The organism is Sandaracinobacter sp. (genome assembly GCF_041909755.1).
GTDB lineage: Bacteria > Pseudomonadota > Alphaproteobacteria > Sphingomonadales > Sphingomonadaceae > Sandaracinobacteroides.
Genome location: NZ_JAYRCW010000050.1, coordinates 1 through 19,512, shown reverse-complemented (window position 1 = coordinate 19,512; position 19,512 = coordinate 1). Strand labels below are relative to the sequence as shown.

The following is a 19,512-nucleotide window of genomic DNA, read 5'->3' as shown; positions in this document are numbered from 1 at the left end:
ATGCTGGCGGCCGTGCTGGCCGCCGCCATGCCCGTGCAGGCCCAGACCGCCCCCACAGCGGTCCAGGGCCCCGCCCTGCCACAGCTGCGGCTGGAGCCCGAGGCAGAGGCCGCACTCAACCGCATGGGCGCCTCGCTGCGCGCGATGAAGAGCTTCGAGGTCACGTCCGACTACACCGCCGAGCGGGTCTATCCCGGCAATCACAAGCTGATGTCGATCGGCAACTCCACCTTCACGGTGCAGTTCCCCGATCGCATGCGGGTGGACATGCGATCGGGTCTCACCCATCGCCGCGTCCATTACGACGGCCAGCGGATGACGGTGTCGGCGCCGAACGCGGGCCGCTACATCGTCGTCCCCGCGTCCGGCAAGGTCGCCGACGTGCTGGCCAGCGCCTATGAAAACTATGGCCTGGAATTCCCGCTGCAGGATCTGTTCCGCTGGGGCGATCCCTCCTCGGGGGTGACGCGCCCCACCGCCGGGTACCGGCTCGGCGAAACCATGCTGGGCGACCAGCGGGTGGTCCATTATGCCTTCACCCAGCCGGGCGTCGATTTCCAGGTCTGGCTCGATGAAACCGGCGCCCAGACGCTGCCGCTGAAGATGGTGATCACCAACACCGAACATCCGGCCCAGCCCCAGTTCACCGCCCGCTACAGCTGGAACCAGGCCCCGGCGATCGATGCCGGAACCTTCACCTTCACCCCCGGGCCCGCCGACAAGCCGATCGCGATCGGCGACACCGACCTGTCCGGCAAATGAGGGGACACGCCATGCGCATCCTGAAACTTGCAGTCGTCCTTCTCGGCACATCGGCCCTCCTGCTGCCGGGCCTCTCTCCGGCGCAGGCGGCCGGCGGCAAGAAGGCGGCCGCCGCCTATGGCAAGCCGACGGCCAGGGCGAACCCAAACGTCAACCGGCCCAAGCCCCCCGCAAATGCCGGCCATTCCGCCGGCAACGGAAGAAGCGCCCAGAACCGGCAGCAGACGAACCGGCCGAACAAGGGCAAGGGCCACAACAATGTCGTCGCGGGCAACACCGTGGTCGTGAACAAACCCGCCGGCGGCGGCTATTACGACAATGGCCGCTATCACGACCGGCCCGACTGGGACGACGACGACGATGATTTCCTCGAATTCGTCGGCAAGACGGCTGCCGTCACCGCGGGCGTCTCCGTCGTGGCGGCGGTGATCGGCTCCGTCGTGGAAGACAAGCCGGATGACTGCCAGCCGGTCAATGCCTACGGCCAGTCCTATCTCTACTGCAACGGCACCTATTACCAGCAGGTGTCGCAGGGCTACCAGGTGGTCGCACCGCCGCAATAGGCCCGGGCGCAGGCAGGGCCCGTCCCGACCGCCGGGCCCTGCCGTCGCTGGAGGCCCCCCGCCCGATCTGCGAATGTGGCGACCGTAACAGAACACATCAGAGGGGACGTCAGCATGACCGGCACGAAGCAAGCAGCAGGCGGCGTCCTCGGCGCGGCCTCCCTCGCGCTCCTTCTGGCCACGTCCGCCGCATCGGCCCAGGTCGCCTCCACGCTCCCGGCCCGGCCCTCGGTCCCCACCCGCCCGTCGCCGCCCGCGCAGACGCTGCCCGCCCAGCCTTCGGGGCCGGGCCACAGCTGGGATCAATCCCACAACCTGCCGCAATATTTCGCCGGCACCGTGCGCTGCGAATCGCAGAATCACCGCACCCGCAGCTGCAATGCGCGCACCCAGAACCGGGTGGAAATCGTGCAGGTGCATGGCGGCTCGTGCCAGCGGCACCGGAGCTTCAGTTACACCGCCAGCAACATCACCGTTTCCGATGGCTGCCGCGCCACCTTTGCCTATGGCTATGGCAATGTCCGCCCCCGCGCCGACAGCGGCGGCTCCAGCGCACTGCCCTGGCTGCTCGCCGGGGCGGGCGCCACCGCCGGCATCGTCGCCATCGCCAACAGCGGCAGCGACAAGCCGCAGGAAGAGGCGCGCCCGGCCCCGGCCCAGCCTGCGCCGCCGCCGCCCGCGCCGGAACCAAAGCCCGCGCCCAAGCCGGAACCGCAGCAGCCCCAGCCGCCCTTCGCCTCGCTTCCGCCCGCCACGATCGAGGCGAACATCCAGATGCTCACCGCCGATCAGCAGCGCAGCATGCAGACCTGCCTGTTCGAAGCCGCGCGGCAGACGGGCGTCAGCGGCGGCAGCCATGTCCGCCTCGATTCCGTGGACGAGATCGTCGCCGGCAACGGCGGCTGGCGCTTCCGCTTCCGCGCCACCGGCACCTGGCCCAACGGCCAGCGCCAGTACAGCGCCTTCTGCCGCGCCACCCCCACCCAGATCGTGGAGTTCAGCGTCACCCGCCCCTGAACAGGCGGGACACGACGGCTGAATTGGCGGAATCGGGCCAATCCGTCGCCGTCATCCGTGCCATGTCCGGACGGGGCCGCCACATCGGGGCGTCCAGCGGGAGAGTTTTGATGCGCGCCAGCCGGTTCCTGTCCGTATCAGCCGTCATGGTCGCCCTTGCCGCGCCCGCTGCCGCCCAGCAGGCCGGCAACGCCGATCTCGCGCAGCAACTCTCCAACCCGGTCGCCAGCCTCATCTCGCTGCCGGTGCAGACCAACTACGACTGGGGCTGGGGCGCCGACGGAGATGGATTCCGCTTCACCGCCAACGTCCAGCCGGTGATCCCCGTCTCCATCAGCAGCGACTGGAACATCATCTCCCGCACCATCCTGCCGATCATCGCCCAGAATGACGTCACAGGCCCCGGCACCAGCCAGTTCGGTCTGGGCGATACGGTGCAGAGCCTGTTCTTCTCCCCAAAGGCGCCATCGGCGTCCGGTGTCGTCTGGGGTGCCGGCCCGGTTTTCCTCGTCCCCACCGCGACTGATCGCGCACTCGGCAGCGGCAAATGGGGCGTCGGCCCCACCGGCGTCATCCTCAAGATCAGCGGGCAGACCACCTATGGCCTGCTCGCCAACCATATCTGGTCCTTCGCGGGCAGCAGCAGCCGGGGCGACGTATCGGCCACCTTCGTCCAGCCCTTCGTCAGCTACACCACCAGATCCGCCACCACCTGGGGCCTCAATTCCGAAATCAGCCGGGACTGGATCGGCGACAACTGGCTCGTGCCCGTCAACGCCACCGTCAGCCAGCTTGTCGTCATCGGCAAGCAACCCGTCTCCATCGGCGGCGGTTTCAAATACTGGATCGAAAGCCCGGCCGGCGGGCCGGACTGGGGCCTTCGCCTCGTCGTCACATTTCTCTTCCCCAAATAGAGGGGGGCCTCCGGCCGTCGCCCCCCTTGCCCGCCGCGCCAAGGCGGCGCACGATGCGACGGATGACAAAGCTCCCCGTCGCAGCCGCCGCGCTGATCCTCGCCGCCACCCCCGCCCTCGCCGCAGACGCCACGGAACCCGCCTTCCGCGCGCTCTACAAGGAGCTGGTCGAAACCAACACCGTCGTGAACAGCGGCAGCTGCACGAAGGCCGCCGCGCAGGTCGCCGCCCGGATGAAGGCGGCGGGTTTCACCGATGATCAGCTCACGCTCTTCTCGGTGCCCGAACATCCGCAGGATGGCGGCCTCGTCGCCATCCTTCCGGGCACGGACAAGCGCGCGAAGCCCATCCTCCTCCTCGCCCATATCGACGTGGTGGAGGCGAAGCGCGAGGACTGGCAGCAGGATCCCTTCACCCTCATCGAGAAGGACGGCTATTTCACCGCCCGCGGCGTGTCCGACGACAAGGCGATGGCCGCGATCTTCGCAGACAGCCTCATCCGCCTGAAGCAGGCCGGCCACAAGCCGCGCCGCACGCTGAAGCTCGCCCTCACCTGCGGCGAGGAAACTTCCGGCGCCTTCAACGGCGCGGAATGGCTGGCAAACAACCGCCGCGACCTGATCGACGCCGAATTCGTCATGAACGAAGGCGGCGGCGGCCGGCTGAATCCGGATGGCACGCCCGAACTCCTCGCCATCCAGGTGGGGGAGAAACATTATCAGGATTTCGAAGTGACCGCCACGAACCCCGGCGGCCACAGCAGCCGCCCGGTGCCGCAGAACGCCATCTATGATCTCGCCGCCGCGCTGAAGGCGGTGGAGGCGCACAAATTCCCCGTCCGCCTGAACGACACCACCCGCGCCTTCTTCACCTCGGTCGCCCCCACCCAGCCGGCGCCCATCGCCGCGGCGATGCGCGCGATCGTGGCGGATCCGTCCGATGCGGCGGCGGCCGCCCTGCTGTCGGGCGATGCCACGGTGAACGCCACGCTGCGCACCACCTGCGTCGCCACCCAGGTGGCGGCAGGCCACGCCCAGAACGCCCTGCCGCAACGCGCCGTCGCCAACGTCAACTGCCGCATCATTCCGGGCGAAACGGTCGAAACCACCCTCGCCGCGCTGGAGGGCGCGATCGCCAACCCGGCGGTGAAGGTCGTGCCCAAGGTCACGCGCAACAAGATCGCGCAGCAGCCGCCGCTCACCCCCGCCATCGTCGATCCGGCGCGGGCGCTGGCGAAAACGCATTTCCCCGGCGTTCCGCTCTTGCCCATCATGGTCACCGGCGCCACCGACGGCCCCTTCTTCTCGGCTGTCGGCATCCCGGTCTATGGCGTCCCCGGCATCCTGCACGAGCCGGACGGCGGCGGCGTCCACGGCCTCAACGAACGGATCCGCGTCTCCTCCGTGATGAAGGGCCGCGCCTATCTGCACGATCTGATCATCGCCTACGCCAAATAGGCCGGCGAACCGGATGCGGGGCTGGGGCCTGCCTCAGCCCTGCGCCGGCTCCGCGCCCACCCGCCCCACGCGATAGGCCCCGCGCACCAGCGATCTCAGCGCCAGCCGCACCCGGATCCAGCTGCGGTCCTCGTTCAGGGGAATGCCCGCGAACTCGCCGCGCAGCCCGGCCGCCAGCACCATCTGCTGGATCGCCCCCAGCAGCAGCGCATTGATCGCGGGCCCGTCCACGCCCAGCGGCGGCTGCAACTGGGGGTGCGCCGAAAGCTGGGCGTTCAGCCCCGCCAGCCGCGCGGCAGACAGCCGGTCCACCAGCGGCGACCGCTCCACCAGTTCCCAGGCGGCGATCTTCTGCGCCAGCGGATCCCGCCGCAGCGCCTCCAGCTGGCTCAGCAGCACATGTTCGGCATAGTCGAGATAGCTGGTCGCGGGCGGCGGGGCGGCGTCGCGCCCCCGCTCCGCCAGCTGCCGCCCGATCGCATCGGCCAGCCCGTCCAGCCCGCCGAAATAGCGATAGATCAGCTGCTTGTCGCAGCCGGCCGCCCGCGCGATCGCGTTCACCCCGAACGCCGTGAATCCGCCATCCGCCAGCTGCCGTTCGGCCGCCGACAGGATCGCCGCCTCGGTCCGCGCCCGGTCGCGCGTCTGCCGCTGTTCCTCCGCCATGCCCCACTCCTTAGCGCAGGGCAAGGCGAAAGTCACCTGCCAGAGACAGCAGCTCCCGTCGCCGCCTTCGGGGCAAAGCGCTTGAAGAAGCTCTCCTCGTTCCAGGTCGGCCGCTCCGGCAGGTTCGCCACCGTGGTGATCAGGTTCACCAGATATTTGTTGAACGCCACCGCGTGCGCCGGTTCGATCGGCTGCGACAGGTCGTCCGACGGCGCATGATAGCGGTTCGTCAGCCAGTCCTTCTGGATCGCCTGCTGCTCCGGCGTGCTCGCCGCAAACTTCAGCGCAAGCGCCGGCACGCCGGTGCGCACGAAGCTGTACTGGTCGCTGCGCACGAACAGGTTCCGCTCGGGCGCCTCGTCCGGCACCTGCAGCAGCCCCATGTCCCGGGCAACCCGTGCCGAAACCAGCCCCAGGCCGGATTCCTCCGCGCCCAGCGCCGTCACATGGGTGAAGGGCCACAGCGGCAGATACATGTCCATGTTGATGTTGGCGACGATGCCGTCCGCCGGCACGGTCGGCCGGTTCGCGAAGTATCGGCTGCCCAGCAGCCCGCGTTCCTCGCCCGTCACCGCCACCAGCAGGATGGACCGCTTCGGGTTCTTCCGCGCCACCGCCCGCGCACTCTCGATCATCGATGCGATGCCGGATGCATTGTCCATCGCGCCATTATAGATGCTGTCGCCGTTCACCGGCTTGTCCACGCCCACATGGTCCAGGTGCGCAGACAGCACCACATATTCGCCCTTCAGCGCCCGGCTCTTCCCCGGCAACAGCCCCACCACATTGGGCGAGCTGAACTGCCGTTCGCCCGCCACGATCGTGCCCGACAGCCGCTGGTTCAGGTCAAAGCGCGGCAGGGTCTCGCCCACATCGGCCAGCTTCACCATGTCGGCAAAGCTGTGGCCGGATTTCGCGAACAGAAGCTCGGCGTCCGCGGGTGAAAAGGTCGCGGAGAAGAAGGGCTGCCTTGCATCGTTCAGCGCCGGATCGGCCAGCCGCATGCCCGGCGTTCCCGCGAACAGCTTCTGCCGCGCCCAGGGCACATCCATCTGGTTCGGGTTGGCGACATTGATCACGCCGATCGCACCCGCCCGCTGCATCGCCGGCCAGAATTCCGCCGTCCGCGCATGGCTCTTCAATGCGCCCGACAGCCGCTTCGGCCCGCCCGCCAGCACCACCACGATCTTGCCCTTCAGGTCCATCCCGGCGAAATCGTCATGCCCGGATTCCGGCAGGTGCAGGCCCGATCCGATGAACACCAGCCCGGCGTCGAACGGCCCCTTCAGCTGCTGCACCCGCGTGCCCGGCAGCATCTGTTCGCCCAGCGTCAACGCCCGTCCGTCCAGCGCCACGCGAGAGGCCGCCAGGTCCAGCGACTGTTCCATCAAGGGAACCGGCTGCAGAAAGCCGTCGGTCCCGGCCGGCTTCAGGCCCAGCTTGCGGAACTCGTTCGCCACATAGGCCGCCGCGCGCTCATGCCCGGGGGTGCCCGTCAGCCGCCCTTCCATATTGTCGTCCGCCAGCACCTTCACATGGCTCATCCAGCGGTCGCCCGCCGCATCGGCAAGCACGGGCGACGCAAACAGCAGGGCAGAGGCAAACAACAGGTGGCGCATCAATCTCTCCTTCATCGGCCCTGCGATGCCGCACCCTCTCAATCCACGCAAGCTTGACCGGCCCGCGCCGCCGCCCCACGCTTGCCGCCATGCGCAAACTTCTATTCGCCGCCCTCCTCGCCGCAACACCGCTGTCCGCCCAACCCGCCGCCTGGCCCCTCAGCCAGACGGAACAGGCGGATCCCGCCGTTCCGCCCGTCATCCCGCTTCGGGATCGCGCCCGCATCGAGGACAAGTGGCTGGCCGAACGGCTCGACAGCATCGCCCTGCCGCTGATGCGCGAAGCCGGGGTGGACATGTGGATTCTCGTCGCCCGCGAATATGTCGATGATCCCGTCCTCAAGACGATGCTCGACGGCGAAAATTTCACCGCCCGCCGCCGCACCATCCTCGTCTTCACCGATCGCGGCGAAGGCAAGCCGCCCGAACGCCTCACCGTCAGCCGCTACGGGCTTGGCGGCCTGTTCGAACCCAGCTGGAATCCGGAACAGCAGCCCGATCAATGGGCGCGCCTTGCCGAACTGGTGGCGGAACGGGATCCCAAGCGCATCGCCGTCAACATCAGCCCGGAAACCGCCTTCGCCGACGGCCTCACCGCCGGCCAGTATCAGGAACTGCGCGCGGCGCTGCCCGCGCCCTATGCGGATCGGCTCGTGCCGGCAGGCCCGCTTGCGGTGAACTGGCTGGAAACCCGCACGCCGGGGGAAATGGCGCTTTATCCCATGATCGTCCGCACCGCCCATGCGATCATGGCAGAGGGGCTGTCCAGCAAGGCCATCACCCCCGGCGTCACCACGGTGGCTGATCTCGAATGGTGGCTGCGCGAACGCATCGCGGAACTCAGGCTCGAAACATGGTTCCACCCCGGCATCGCCATCTTCCGGCAGGGCGAGCCGAAGGAACTCGGCGGGAACACCGTGTTCCAGCCCGGCGATCTCGTCTGGCTGGATTTCGGCATCACCTATCTCGGCCTCAACACCGATACCCAGCATCTGGCCTATATCCTGAAGCCGGGTGAAACCGATGCCCCCGCCGGCCTCAAGGCAGGCCTTGCGGCGGCCAACAAGGTGCAGGACGCCGTCACCTCCAGTTTCCGCACCGGCCTCAGCGGCAATGATATCCTGCTCGCCGCGCGAAAGAAGGCGCTGGCCCAGGGGCTGGAAGCCACCATCTATTCCCACCCCATCGGAACCCACGGCCATGCGGCGGGCGCCGCCATCGGCTTCTGGGACGATCAGGCGCCGTCACCGCGCGGTGACCACAAACTGCGTCCCGACACCGCCTGGTCGATCGAGCTCAACACGCTCCACGCCGTCCCCGAATGGGGCGGCCAGAAGATCCCCTTCCGCACCGAGGAAGACGCCTTTTTCGATGGAAAGTCCGTCCGCTACATCGACGGGCGGCAAACCAGCCTCAAGCTGATCGGTCCGAAATGACGAACCTGTCCCACCCGCTCCCGCTCCGCCGGGGCGCGCCGATGAAGAACCGCTTCATGCTGGCGCCCCTCACCAACCAGCAGAGCCATGCAGACGGCACGCTGTCCGACGTAGAGTTCCACTGGCTCACGAAACGCAGCGAAGGCGGTTTCGCCCTCACCATGACCTGCGCGGCCCATGTGCAAAAGGGCGGTCAGGCCTTCGAAGGCCAACTCGGCATCTGGTCGGATGCGCACCTCCCCGGCCTGTCGCGGCTTGCGGCCGCGATCCGCGCGAATGGCTCGCTGTCGGCTGTGCAACTCCACCATGGCGGCCGCCGGTCGGAACCGCCCCTCACCGGCGAGCCGCGGCTTGCGCCGTTCGACGATGCCGAAACCGGCGCGGCCGCGCTCACCACGGCCCAGGTCGAACAGCTCCGCGCCGATTTCATCGCCGCTGCCGTCCGCGCCGAACGGGCGGGCTTCGACGGCGTCGAACTTCACGGCGCGCATGGCTACATGCTCTGCAGCTTCCTCGATGCAGACAACAACCACCGCACCGACGGCTATGGCGGCAGCTTCGAACACCGCTGCCGCCTCCTGTTCGAAATCGTGGAGGGCGTCCGCGCCGCCACCGGCCCGGGCTTCCAGCTCGGTGTCCGCATCAGCCCCGAACGCTTCGGCATCCGGCTGGCAGAGGCACGCGAACTCGCCCGCCGCCTGCTCGCCGGCGGCCAGCTCGACTATCTCGACCTCTCTCTTTGGGACGTGTTCAAGGAACCTGCTGAGGACGGCTTCGCCGGAACCGAACTGATCGACCATTTCGTCGATCTGCCGCGCAACGGCACCGCGCTCGGCGTGGCGGGCAAGATCACCACGGCCGCGACCGCGCAGAAATGTCTCGATCGCGGCGCGGATTTCGTCCTCATCGGCCGGGGCGCGGTGCTGCACCATGATTTCCCCCGGCTGGCGATCGCGGATCCGGCCTTCACCGCCCGCCCGCTCCCCGTCAGCCCGGCCATGCTTGCCGCCGAAGGCCTCTCCCCCGCCTTCATCACCTACATGCGGAACTGGAAGGGCTTCGTCAGCGAGGAACCCGCTTAAGTCACCGAAGGGAGACACCTGTTTCCCGTCCGGGCGGGCGGGGCAGGCCTGGCGGCAACAAGGGCTGGCCAAGTCCGCGATTTCCGGGGCAACAGCAGGCGGTTGCGGGTCGGATTCCACAGCCCGCGCGAATCCCGGCCGCTTCACACTCCGTCTCAGCGCCTTGCCGGCTTGACCTCGCCGCGCCAGCGCCCCATCACCTGCCGATGCGCATCATCCTTCTCGCCGGAACCACCTTGTTCGCCGCCGCCTGCGCCCAGGCTCAGCCCGCCCCTTCGGCAGAGGCGCGGGCCGAATCCGTGCTGAAGGCCGCCCCTGTCGCAGACGGCCACAATGATTGGCCCTATGCCCTGCGCGGTGCCTATGGGGTCGATGGCGCGAAGGCGGCAGATCTGGAACAGCCCGTCACCGGCGTCTCCAGCAGCGCCTTCTCCACCGGCCGGAAGACGGTCGGGCACACCTCCATTCCATGGATCCGGGAAGGCCGCCTCGGCATCCAGCTCTGGTCGGTCTATGTGCCTGCCTCGCTCCCGGCGGAAGAGGCTGTCAGGCAGACGTTCGAGCAGATCGACATCGCCAAGGGCTTCGCGGAACGCCGGCCGGACATGTTCGCGAACGTGCGAACCTCGGCAGAGGCCGAAAAGGCGGTGAAGGCGGGGCGGCTCGCAGGCTTCGTCGCGATCGAAGGCGCCAACCAGATCAACGACGATATCGAACTGCTGCGCAAGGCCCATGCGGCAGGCGTCCGCGCGCTCACCCTGTCCCACAGCAAGAACACCCGCCTGTTCGACAGCGCCACGGATACGCCGCTGCACAACGGCATCGCCAAGGATGCGCCCGCCTTCATCGCGGAAATGAACAGGCTCGGGGTGCTGGTCGATCTGTCCCATGTCTCGGCAGCCGTGATGCACCAGGTGCTGGATATCACGAAGGCGCCGGTCATCTTCTCGCACAGCTCTGCCCGGGCGGTCACCGATGTGCCCCGCAACGTGCCGGATGACGTGCTGAAGCGCATTGCCGGCAACGGCGGCATCGTGATGGTCACCTTCGTTCCGGGTTTCGTGAACCAGGCGCGCGTCGATCACGCCGCGCGGCGGACGGCCGTTCAGAAGGCGGCCGGGCCAGACAGTGCAGAGGCCATGAAGGCGTGGGACGTCGCCAATCCGCCGCCGGTCACCACGCTGGCGATGGTCGCGGATCATATCGATCATGTCGCAAAGGTTGCCGGCCATGATCATGTCGGCATCGGCGGCGATTTCGATGGCGTGCCGGATCTGCCCCAGGGGCTGGAGAATGTCTCCACCTATCCCGCGCTCTTTGCCGAACTCGCCCGGCGCGGCTGGTCGGATGCGGATCTGAAGAAGCTCGCCAGCGGCAACTTCCTCCGCGTCCTGCGTGCGAACGAAGCGGTTTCCGCAAGGCTCAACCGGGCGAAGGGCTGATCAGGCCCGCGTCTGCAGACTCCATCCGTCGAAAAGCGGCTTGACCTTGGCGCCCGGCGCTCCAACCTGACCCGGCGATGCGGCGCGCCTTTCTCTCTCTTCTTCTGCTCGCGAGCTGCGACGCGGTGCCCACGGCGGAAGCCGCTGTCCGGCCAAGCCCTGCCGCCGCGCCCGTGGAATCTCCGGCGGAACGGGCCGTCTTTCCCGCGCCCGACCGGCCCGTGGCCGATATCGCGTCGGGGAACTGGTCTGACGAGGCCACGCGCGACAATGGCGGCGAGGCCGCAGACGTGGTTCGCCGCCTCGGGATCCGGGCGGGGATGCATGTGGCAGATATCGGCGCGGGTTCCGGCTACTACACGATCCGCCTGTCGCCGGTCGTCGGGCCGGAAGGGCGCGTCTATGCGAACGACATCATCCCCGACTATCTCGCCCGGCTGAAGCGGCGGGCGGCCGATGTGGGCCTCGCCAATGTGCAGTTCGTGCTGGGTGACAGCGGCGACACCAACCTGCCGGACCAGAGCGTGGATCTGGCCCTGATGGTGCACATGTACCACGAAATCGGGGACCCGTTCGGTCTGCTCTGGCGGCTGCAGGATGATCTGAAGCCGGGCGGCCGGGTGGCGATCATGGATTCGGACAGGCCGACGTCGCGCCACGGCACGCCACCGGCGCTGCTCCGCTGCGAACTGGAAGCCGTCGGCTATCGGCAGATCGGCTTCAGCCGGCTGGAAAACGGCAGCTATCTTGCCGTGTTCCAGCCCGCCTTCCGCCCTGATCCGGGGTCCATCCGGCCCTGCAAGCCGGGCTGAACCGCCGGTCGCTCAGGCCTGCAGCCGGGCGATGATCGAATCCAGCTGGTCCAGGTCCGAAAAGCGCAACGTCACCGTTCCGCGCTTGCCACGCGCCTCGATGGCCACATGCAGGCCAAGCGTCTCGGACAGCTGCGATTCCAGCGCATCCAGTTCGGGGTCGCGCCGGCTGGGGGCAGAGGATTTGGGGGCGGAGATGCCCTGGCTCTTCCGGGCGGCTTCTTCCGCCTGCCGAACCGTCAGCCCCTGCGCCGCGATTTCCTTCGCCAGCGCGCTCGGGTCCTTCGCCTGCATCACGGCCTTGGCGTGGCCCAGCGAAAGCAGGCCCATCTTCACCAGCGTCTGCACGTCCTCCGGCAGGTCCAGCAGGCGCAGCAGGTTCGCCACATGGCTCCGCGCCTTGCCCGTCACAGAAGCGACCATCTCCTGCGTATGCCCGAAGTCAGACATAAGCCGTTGATAACCCTGTGCTTCTTCGATGGGGTTCAGATCGGTCCGCTGGACGTTCTCGATGATCGCGGCCTCGAACCCGTCAATATCGCTGAAGCTGCGGATCACCACCGGGATCTCGTGCAGGCCGGCCATCTGTGTCGCCCGCCAGCGCCGTTCACCGGCGACGATCTCATAGCGATTCTCGCCGACAGGGCGGACGAGGATGGGCTGCAACACGCCCTTGATACGGATCGAATCTGCCAGTTCCGTCAGCGCGACTTCATCGAAAAGCCGTCGCGGCTGGTTCGGATTGGGGCTGATCGACGCGATCGGCAACAGGCTCGCCGACTTCGCGTCAGACGTTGGAACCGGCGGGGCCGATCCCATTTCCTCCAGCAGGGCCGAAAGCCCGCGACCCAGTCCTGCCCGACGTGCCGTCATGAAACCACCCTCCACAAGAACCCCCTGACCCTGTCCGTTCACCCTGTTCACGCCGCCTTGGCGGCCGATCCGATCATTTCCCGCGCCAGCGCCATATAGGCCTCCGATCCGGGGCAACGCATATCGTACAGCAATGCCGGCATGCCGTGGCTGGGCGCCTCCGACAGCCGGACGTTGCGCGGAATCATCGTGTCATACACGCGGGCGCCAAGCGCCGCGCGAACATCCGCCGCAACCAGGTCCGACAGGCGGTTCCGCCGGTCGTGCATCGTAAGCACGACGCCCTCGATGTCGAGTCTGGGATTCTGGCGGGCACGAACCTGCTCGATCGTTTTCAGAAGCTGCGACAGACCTTCCATTGCATAGAATTCGGTCTGCAGCGGGATCATCACCCCGTCGGCCGCCACCAGCGCGTTCAGCGTCAGCAGCGAAAGGGAAGGGGGGCAATCAATGAACAGCCAGTCGCACGCGGGAAGCTGCTGGATCGCCGCCTTCAGCCGCCCGGCAGCATTGGGCTGGCCCGACAGTTCGATTTCCGCCGCCGCCAGGGAATCGACAGCCGGCACGATCTTCAGATCCGGAACCAGCGTGTCCTGCGCGGCGCTCGCGGCAAGTTCGGGCTGGAACAGCAGATCGTAGCTGGAAGGCGTGCGCCGGTCGCGCGGAATGCCGAAGCCGGTCGAGGCATTTCCCTGCGGATCGAAATCCATCAGGATCACCCGGTGACCGCTGGCCGCCAGCGCGGTCGCGAGATTGATGGCGGTGGTCGTCTTGCCGACCCCGCCCTTCTGGTTAGCGACTGCAATGGTCCGCATCAGCGCCTCTTTACATTGTTGGCAACGAGAACCCGGCCATCGGGATCGGTCAGGCTCTCGTGCGGTTCCAGATCGAAGATGAAATGTCGGCTGGCTTCGTCAACCTCCTCCGCCCAGCGGCGGCCCTTCAGGAAGACGAACTGCCCGCCGGGCCGGACGTGGCGAATGGCCCAGTCGAACAAGGTGGCCAACGGGGCCGCTGCGCGCGCAGTGGCGACATCGACGCCCAATGTCGGCAACTGCTCGACCCGACCATTGATGACGGTGGCGCAATCGCGCAGATCCAGCTCATCGCGGACGGCCTCAAGGAAGCGGCACTTCTTGGCGATGGAATCGACGAGGACGATCCGGCCCCATCCCATCGCCGCCAGGACCATTCCCGGAAACCCGCCCCCGGCCCCGATGTCCAGCCATGACAGGCCCTGCGGAACCAGCCGGGTCAGTTGCGCGCTGTCAGCGAAATGCCGGCCCCAGACATCCGAAAGCGTGGCCGGTCCGACGAGATTCATGCGGCTCTGCCAGTCCGTCAGCAACGCCTCGTAGCGGTCGAGCCGGGAAATTGTTCCACGTGGAACATTGAACTCAGCTTCGAAGGCCCCGCGGTCCATAATGTTCCACGTGGAACAATTGGCGGATGGATGAAAGGCCTTTGTCCCAGCCATCCACAGTTTTCGGCCCGGGCCGGCGGTTTCAGGCGGCGGAGAGCTGTTGCTTGCGGATCCAGGCAAGAAGCGCCGTTACGGCAGCCGGTGTCACGCCGCGAACCCGGGCGGCCTGACCAAGCGTTTCGGGCTGTGCCGATTGCAGCCGTTCGGCCATTTCGTTGGAGAGGCCGGGGATATCGCGGAAAATTGTTCCACGTGGAACAATTACCGCTTCATCCTGCCGGACGCGGGCAACATCCTGGGCCTGCCGGTCAAGATAGACGGCATAGGCCGCGTCGGTCAGGACGGTTTCGACGACGGACGGGGCGGCCTCCAGCTCCGGCCTGGCGCGTTGGAGGACAGCCCAGTCCACACCGGGGAAACGGGCCCATTCCCACAGGGGACGGGCAATGCCGTCGCCCTTCACTTCGGGTATGGCGGCTGCCGGCACGCGGGCGCCTTTCAGCTCCGCGCTCAGCTTCTCGATCTCCGCGGCACGCTGCTGGAAGATCCTGGCTCGTTCGGGGCCGATACAGCCAAGCCGCTCGCCGACCGGGGTCAGCCGCATGTCAGCGTTGTCGGCGCGCAGCCGCAGCCGGAATTCGGCACGGGATGTGAACATGCGATAGGGTTCCGACACGCCATGCGTGACGAGATCGTCCACCATGACGCCGATATAGCTGTCGGCCCTGTCCGGGGCCCAATGGCGGCCGGCGGCGTTCAGGCCCGCGACCAGGCCCTGCGCGGCCGCTTCCTCATATCCGGTGGTGCCGTTCACCTGACCGGCGAGCCACAGCCCCGGAAGCGCCTGCAGTTGAAGCGTTGCATCCAGTGCGCGTGGATCGACATAATCATATTCGACGGCATAACCCGGCTGAACGATGCGGCAGTGTTCAAGTCCGGGGATGGAGCGGACGATATCGGCCTGAACCTCTGGCGGCAGGCTTGTCGAGATTCCGTTGGGGTAGATGAGCGGATCGTCCAGCCCTTCGGGTTCCAGAAAGACCTGGTGGCCATCCCGGTCGCCGAAGCGCATCACCTTGTCTTCGACGGAGGGACAATAGCGCGGGCCAACGCCTTCAATCCGGCCGGCATACATCGGGGAACGGTGGATGCTCTGGCGGATAATGTCGTGTGTCGCCTGCGTCGTGCGGGTGATGTAGCAATCGACTTGCGGCGTTCCGGTGGTGCGGGTGAGCGCGGAGAAATAGGCGGGTACCGCGTCTCCGGGTTGTCGCTCGAGATTGGCCCAGTCGATCGTCCGCCCGTCGAGGCGCGGGGGCGTGCCCGTCTTGAGGCGACCGATGGGAAGGCCGAGGGCCCGCAGCCTGGCAGACAGGGCCGACGCGCCATCTTCCCCGACGCGCCCGCCCGGAATCTGGCGTTCGCCGATGTGCATCACGCCACCGAGAAAGGTGCCGGTGGTAAGGATGACAGCCCTGGCCTCGATTGGCCCCCGGCTGGTCTGGACGCCAGAGCAGCGGTTGTTGCGGACGAGAAGATCGGTCACCTCTGCTTCGATGATCTCGACGCCGGCTGCGGCGACCTGGGCGCGGATCGAGGTCGCATAGAGTTTCCGGTCTGCCTGGGCACGTGGGCCCTGGACGGCGGCGCCCCGGCTGCGGTTCAGCAGGCGGAACTGGATCCCGGCCCTGTCGGCCGCGCGGCCCATGATGCCGTCCATTGCATCGATCTCGCGGACGAGGTGGCCCTTGCCAAGACCTCCGATGGCCGGGTTGCAGCTCATCTGCCCGATATTGTCTGTGCGGTATGTGATGAGGGCGACGTGCGCGCCGGTCCGGGCAGCCGCACAGGCAGCTTCACAGCCGGCGTGGCCGCCGCCGATCACGATGACATCATGGGGAATCACGCCCGTCCCTTAGCGGAATGTTCCATGTGGAACAATCGGGATGCGGGATTGGGGGAGGGGAACCGGGCGATTGTTCCACGTGGAACATTTGCCCGGTTCGAAATTGTTCCACGTGGAACAATCTGGCCCGGAGGCCCTATTTTCCGATACAGAAGCGGGAGAAGATGGCCCCCAGAACGACCTCTGGATCGATCCGGCCGGACAGGCGGCCGAGCGCGTGGGCGGCCGTTCGGAGATCTTCCGCCATGAGGACGGGATCGCGGTGGAGGAGGGCGGAGCGGACCGCTTCGAGCGCCGCTTCGATCAGGTGCTGCTGCCGCGCGGTGGTGACGGCAGGCGGCTCCCCGGATGGAATCCGGGCGCTGGCCCAATCCGCCAGCCACGCCTCCAGTTCGGGGAGGCCGGCGCCGGTCCGGGCCGAGATATGGAGGCGACCGCTGTGGAAGCCGGGGGCGTCGCCGCTTTCATCGATCCTGTTGACGACATTTCCGCCGGGGCCGAGATCGAGGACGAGATCGGCGGTGCTGGCCCGCGCCCGTGCGCGGGCGATGCCTTCGGCTTCGATCGGATCTTCGGTTTCGCGCAAGCCGGCTGTATCGAGCAGGAGGGCGGGAAGACCGCCGAGATCGAGATGCACTTCGATCACGTCGCGGGTCGTGCCTGCGTGGGGCGTGACGATGGCGACATCCCGGCGGGCCAACGAATTGATCAGGCTGGATTTTCCGGCATTTGGCGGGCCGGTGACGGCGATGACGAGCCCGTGGCGGATGCGCTCTGCGATGGCGGCGCCTTCAAGTGCCGTTGCCATGCTGGCGGCCAGCGCGGCGAGCGGGCCTGCCCGGAGCGCTTCGGCGTGGGTGCCTGCGGATTCGACATCGCCTTCATCGGAAAAGTCGAGCTGGGCTTCGATATCGGCCATCAGGGCGACGAGTTGATCCCGCCAGCTTTCGGCGAGATCGCGCAGGCGGCCGCCGGCCTGGGCGAGGGCCTGATCGCGCTGGAGATCGGTTTCCGCGGCGATGAGATCGGAGAGGGCCTCGACCTGGGTGAGATCGAGGCGGCCGGATTCGAAGGCGCGTCGGGTGAATTCGCCGGCTTCGGCCGGGCGTGCGCCAAGCGCGGAGAGGGCGGCCTGCACCGCGGAAACGGTGGCTGGGCTGCCGTGGCAATGGAGCTCGGCGGAATCCTCGCCCGTGAAACTGTTCGGCCCGGGGAAGATGAGGACGAGCGCCTGATCGAGCGGGGCGTGATCCGCCGGGCGATACAGGGTGCGCAGCCGGGCTTCCCGGGCCGGGGGGAGGCGCCGGGAGCCGGTGATGCGTCGGACGATATCGAAAACGCCCGTTCCGCTGAGGCGGATGACGGCGACGCCGGCGGGCGGCGGACCGGACGAAAGGGCGAAGATCGGGGTGGACAGGGCCGGTCAGTCCTTCTTGTCGGCCTTTGGAGACGGCGGGGTCATCGCTGTCATCATCATCTTGCCCCAGGCTTCGATGCCTTCGTTCATGCCAGGGACGCCGCCTGTCCAGGTCTTCATCAGCTTCTGCCAGTCTTCCGGCCGGGGGCCATCGATGGTGAAGGCCTTCATCCGTTCCACCCAGGCTTCGTGCAGCGGGGTGAGATCGGGCAGGCCGAGGAAGGCGCGGGCTTCGGCCGGGGTGGCTTCGATTTCGACTTCGAACTTCATCTGGCGTTCCCTTCGATCAGGATCGGAAGCTGATGTCCCCCGGCGGGCGGGGGGCATGGCGGATGAGTTCCGCGCGGACGCGGACGGTGCGGATGGAAATGCGGACCTCCAGCGAGAAGGCGAACAGCGAGGCCATCAGCAGCAGGAGGGCGAGGATGAAGAGGATCGGCACCAGCTGATCGGGGTGCAGCGGGCTGACGGCGGAGATGAACAGGACGGTGATCAGCGAGCAGATGGTGAGTGCGGAAGCGACGGAGAGGCCGACGGCGCGGTTGGCGAGCAGCATGCGGCGATCCAGCACCGCGAGCTCGTTGGTGATGAGGGTGCGTTCCTGATCATCGCGGGGTTCGATCGATTCCAGCTTCCGGGCGCGATCGATGACGCGGCCGAGGCGCGTGGTGATGGCGGACAGGAAGGCCCCGATCGCGGTGAGCAGGAAAACGGGCGCGATCGCGAGCTGGATCGTCTGCGCCAGGACCGGGACGTTGGGATCGTTCAGCGGGAACATCGCGCCATGGCTGGGGGTTTGCCCCAGCCGAGTCAAGGGCGTGGCGGGCGGCTTCAGGGGGCGCAGTTGATGCAGAGCGTGGCCGTGGGCAGCGCCTTCAGCCGGGCGGGGGCGATTTCGGCGCCGCAGTTCGCGCAGGTGCCATAGGTTCCGTCGGCGATGCGCTGAAGGGCGGCGCGGATATCGCGGGCCTCTTCCAGCCGGACCTGCTCGAGGCCCTCGGCGGTTTCGACATCCTCGATCTGGTTGGCCTGTTCCGACCAGTCCGCATCGAGGGGCTGGGCGCTTTCGGCTTCGAGCCGGTCCACTTCGGCGCCCAATTCCTTCAGTCGGGCTTCGAGGCGGGCGCGGAGATCTGATGTGCTGGTCATTCGGGCTTCCTTGCTTTGGCAGGACGGTGGCGGGGGAGGGTTGGCCTGTCGTTGATCCCGGTCAAGCCCTGGGCGGGAAAGTTGGCATGGGGGATTTGGGGGCGCGGGAAAATTGCGAATGTTTGGGAATATGAACCGAAAATTCGTGATGCATTCATCGTGGGGAAAGGTCGGCTCAACGGCGGAAACTCACAACGCATTGAAATAGAGGAATATTTAAGTTTGCTCGGCACTTGGCACGGGGGATGCATTGGACATGGCATCACATGATCAACAGGAGCGGTAAGATGACCACGACGACGATGACCAACCCGATTTCGAGCCTGGTTCTGGCGCTGGTGGCTTCGGCCACGATGCTGGGTTTCGCGGCGGCCCCGGCCGAAGCTGCGAGCGTGCAGGTGGAAGTTTCGAAGTATGAGCTGGGCACCCCGGCCGGCCGCAAGGCGGCGGAAGCGCGGGTGGCGGCGGTGGCCGACGCGGTGTGCGCCAAGGGTGGCGTGGACTGGCGCAACCTGGGCGAAGTTTCGGCCCACAAGCGCTGCGTTGCCGACGCGGTGGCCGATGCCCGGACCCAGATTTCGGCCCTTTCGACGCGGACCCAGCTGGCTTCGCGGTAACACAGGCTTCTCGAGTTCGCCGGGGTATCCCCCCTCTCTCAACCCCGGCGACGAACAGAAGGACGGCCCGGCGGACCCCCTCTCCGCCGGGCCGTCTGATGTTTTCGGGCAACAGATGGCACCGGTTTCCCCAAGCGCAGCGCCTGTTTGCGACGAAGCGTTGGGGCGCGCGTTGACAGCTGGCAGGGCTGCTGACACTTTTCACGTGATAAGAAGAGCGGGGGCCGCCCGCCCGCACCGCCTATGTGCTGTGGTGTTGCGTAAAGGGTTTGACTGCCGGCGGTGGCAGGAAGCTGAGTAGCTGAGGGTGCGACTCCGATTTTAGTTTTGGGATAATGCTAGGGCGGCGCGGAGCTG

The 19,512-nt window shown here is 67.3% G+C and carries 21 protein-coding genes; 11 read left to right on the top strand and 10 right to left on the bottom strand.

Annotated features, from left to right (window positions below; translation table 11 throughout):
• The 5 genes from ACE3O8_RS08310 to ACE3O8_RS08290 form a co-directional block, all read left to right on the top strand.
• Positions 1–762, top strand: a 762-nt coding sequence (locus ACE3O8_RS08310) for a DUF2092 domain-containing protein (protein WP_374388678.1), incomplete at its 5' end; no start/stop codon positions are given.
• An 11-nt stretch (positions 763–773) separates the two neighbouring features.
• The gene (locus ACE3O8_RS08305) at positions 774–1,325 is read left to right on the top strand and encodes a DUF6515 family protein (RefSeq protein WP_374388676.1); all 552 of its coding nucleotides are present in this window, start codon (positions 774–776) and stop codon (positions 1,323–1,325) included.
• 114 nt (positions 1,326–1,439) lie between these two features.
• Positions 1,440–2,342 (top strand): DUF3011 domain-containing protein, encoded by a 903-nt coding sequence (locus ACE3O8_RS08300; RefSeq protein ID WP_374388674.1) that lies wholly within the window; start codon positions 1,440–1,442, stop codon positions 2,340–2,342.
• Positions 2,343–2,452: 110 nt separating this feature from the next.
• On the top strand, positions 2,453–3,256 hold the full coding sequence (locus ACE3O8_RS08295) for a hypothetical protein (RefSeq protein ID WP_374388672.1): 804 nt from the start codon (positions 2,453–2,455) through the stop codon (positions 3,254–3,256).
• Between the two features lie 53 nt (positions 3,257–3,309).
• Complete coding sequence (locus tag ACE3O8_RS08290; RefSeq protein WP_374388670.1) at positions 3,310–4,713, top strand: M20/M25/M40 family metallo-hydrolase; 1,404 nt, start codon at positions 3,310–3,312, stop codon at positions 4,711–4,713.
• A gap of 33 nt (positions 4,714–4,746) precedes the next feature.
• Here ACE3O8_RS08290 and ACE3O8_RS08285 read toward each other — a convergent pair whose 3' ends face one another.
• Positions 4,747–5,379 carry a TetR/AcrR family transcriptional regulator gene (locus tag ACE3O8_RS08285; protein ID WP_374388669.1) on the bottom strand — a complete coding sequence of 211 codons (633 nt, stop codon included), beginning with the start codon at positions 5,377–5,379 and terminating at the stop codon, positions 4,747–4,749.
• Positions 5,380–5,411: 32 nt separating this feature from the next.
• Positions 5,412–6,998 (bottom strand): M28 family metallopeptidase, encoded by a 1,587-nt coding sequence (locus tag ACE3O8_RS08280; RefSeq protein WP_374388666.1) that lies wholly within the window; start codon positions 6,996–6,998, stop codon positions 5,412–5,414.
• Between the two features lie 89 nt (positions 6,999–7,087).
• Between ACE3O8_RS08280 and ACE3O8_RS08275 the strand changes: the two genes are divergently transcribed.
• The 4 genes from ACE3O8_RS08275 to ACE3O8_RS08260 all read left to right on the top strand — a co-directional run bounded on the left by ACE3O8_RS08275 (position 7,088) and on the right by ACE3O8_RS08260 (position 11,770).
• Entirely contained in the window at positions 7,088–8,434 is a 1,347-nt protein-coding gene (locus ACE3O8_RS08275; protein ID WP_374388664.1) for a M24 family metallopeptidase, read from the top strand.
• Positions 8,431–9,516 (top strand): NADH:flavin oxidoreductase, encoded by a 1,086-nt coding sequence (locus ACE3O8_RS08270; protein ID WP_374388662.1) that lies wholly within the window; start codon positions 8,431–8,433, stop codon positions 9,514–9,516. Before ACE3O8_RS08275 ends, ACE3O8_RS08270 begins: the two co-directional genes overlap by 4 nt.
• Positions 9,517–9,722: 206 nt before the next feature.
• Entirely contained in the window at positions 9,723–10,958 is a 1,236-nt protein-coding gene (locus tag ACE3O8_RS08265) for a dipeptidase (protein WP_374388660.1), read from the top strand.
• Positions 10,959–11,035: 77 nt separating this feature from the next.
• Entirely contained in the window at positions 11,036–11,770 is a 735-nt protein-coding gene (locus tag ACE3O8_RS08260) for a class I SAM-dependent methyltransferase (protein ID WP_374388658.1), read from the top strand.
• A 12-nt stretch (positions 11,771–11,782) separates the two neighbouring features.
• Here the strand turns inward: ACE3O8_RS08260 and ACE3O8_RS08255 are convergent, their stop codons facing one another.
• The 8 genes from ACE3O8_RS08255 to ACE3O8_RS08220 form a co-directional block, all read right to left on the bottom strand.
• Positions 11,783–12,643 (bottom strand): ParB/RepB/Spo0J family partition protein, encoded by an 861-nt coding sequence (locus tag ACE3O8_RS08255; protein WP_374388656.1) that lies wholly within the window; start codon positions 12,641–12,643, stop codon positions 11,783–11,785.
• A gap of 47 nt (positions 12,644–12,690) precedes the next feature.
• The gene (locus ACE3O8_RS08250) at positions 12,691–13,458 is read right to left on the bottom strand and encodes a ParA family protein (protein WP_374388654.1); all 768 of its coding nucleotides are present in this window, start codon (positions 13,456–13,458) and stop codon (positions 12,691–12,693) included.
• Entirely contained in the window at positions 13,458–14,066 is a 609-nt protein-coding gene (rsmG, locus tag ACE3O8_RS08245; protein WP_374388652.1) for a 16S rRNA (guanine(527)-N(7))-methyltransferase RsmG, read from the bottom strand. Before rsmG ends, ACE3O8_RS08250 begins: the two co-directional genes overlap by 1 nt.
• 82 nt (positions 14,067–14,148) lie before the next feature.
• Entirely contained in the window at positions 14,149–15,972 is a 1,824-nt protein-coding gene (mnmG, locus tag ACE3O8_RS08240; RefSeq protein WP_374388651.1) for a tRNA uridine-5-carboxymethylaminomethyl(34) synthesis enzyme MnmG, read from the bottom strand.
• A 136-nt stretch (positions 15,973–16,108) separates the two neighbouring features.
• On the bottom strand, positions 16,109–17,377 hold the full coding sequence (gene mnmE, locus ACE3O8_RS08235) for a tRNA uridine-5-carboxymethylaminomethyl(34) synthesis GTPase MnmE (RefSeq protein ID WP_374388680.1): 1,269 nt from the start codon (positions 17,375–17,377) through the stop codon (positions 16,109–16,111).
• A gap of 18 nt (positions 17,378–17,395) precedes the next feature.
• Positions 17,396–17,659 (bottom strand): DUF6489 family protein, encoded by a 264-nt coding sequence (locus ACE3O8_RS08230; protein ID WP_374388649.1) that lies wholly within the window; start codon positions 17,657–17,659, stop codon positions 17,396–17,398.
• Between the two features lie 16 nt (positions 17,660–17,675).
• The gene (locus ACE3O8_RS08225; RefSeq protein ID WP_374388647.1) at positions 17,676–18,167 is read right to left on the bottom strand and encodes a DUF2721 domain-containing protein; all 492 of its coding nucleotides are present in this window, start codon (positions 18,165–18,167) and stop codon (positions 17,676–17,678) included.
• Positions 18,168–18,220: 53 nt separating this feature from the next.
• Positions 18,221–18,538: a TraR/DksA family transcriptional regulator gene (locus ACE3O8_RS08220; protein ID WP_374388645.1), complete on the bottom strand. Its 318-nt coding sequence runs from the start codon at positions 18,536–18,538 to the stop codon at positions 18,221–18,223.
• A gap of 51 nt (positions 18,539–18,589) precedes the next feature.
• Here ACE3O8_RS08220 and ACE3O8_RS08215 point away from each other — a divergent pair, with 51 nt between their 5' ends.
• Together ACE3O8_RS08215 and ACE3O8_RS08210 are read left to right on the top strand one after the other, a co-directional pair.
• Positions 18,590–18,808, top strand: a complete 219-nt coding sequence (locus ACE3O8_RS08215) for a hypothetical protein (RefSeq protein ID WP_374388643.1) — start codon at positions 18,590–18,592, stop codon at positions 18,806–18,808.
• A 17-nt stretch (positions 18,809–18,825) separates the two neighbouring features.
• Positions 18,826–19,155: a UrcA family protein gene (locus ACE3O8_RS08210; RefSeq protein WP_374388641.1), complete on the top strand. Its 330-nt coding sequence runs from the start codon at positions 18,826–18,828 to the stop codon at positions 19,153–19,155.
• Positions 19,156–19,512: the final 357 nt, after the last annotated feature.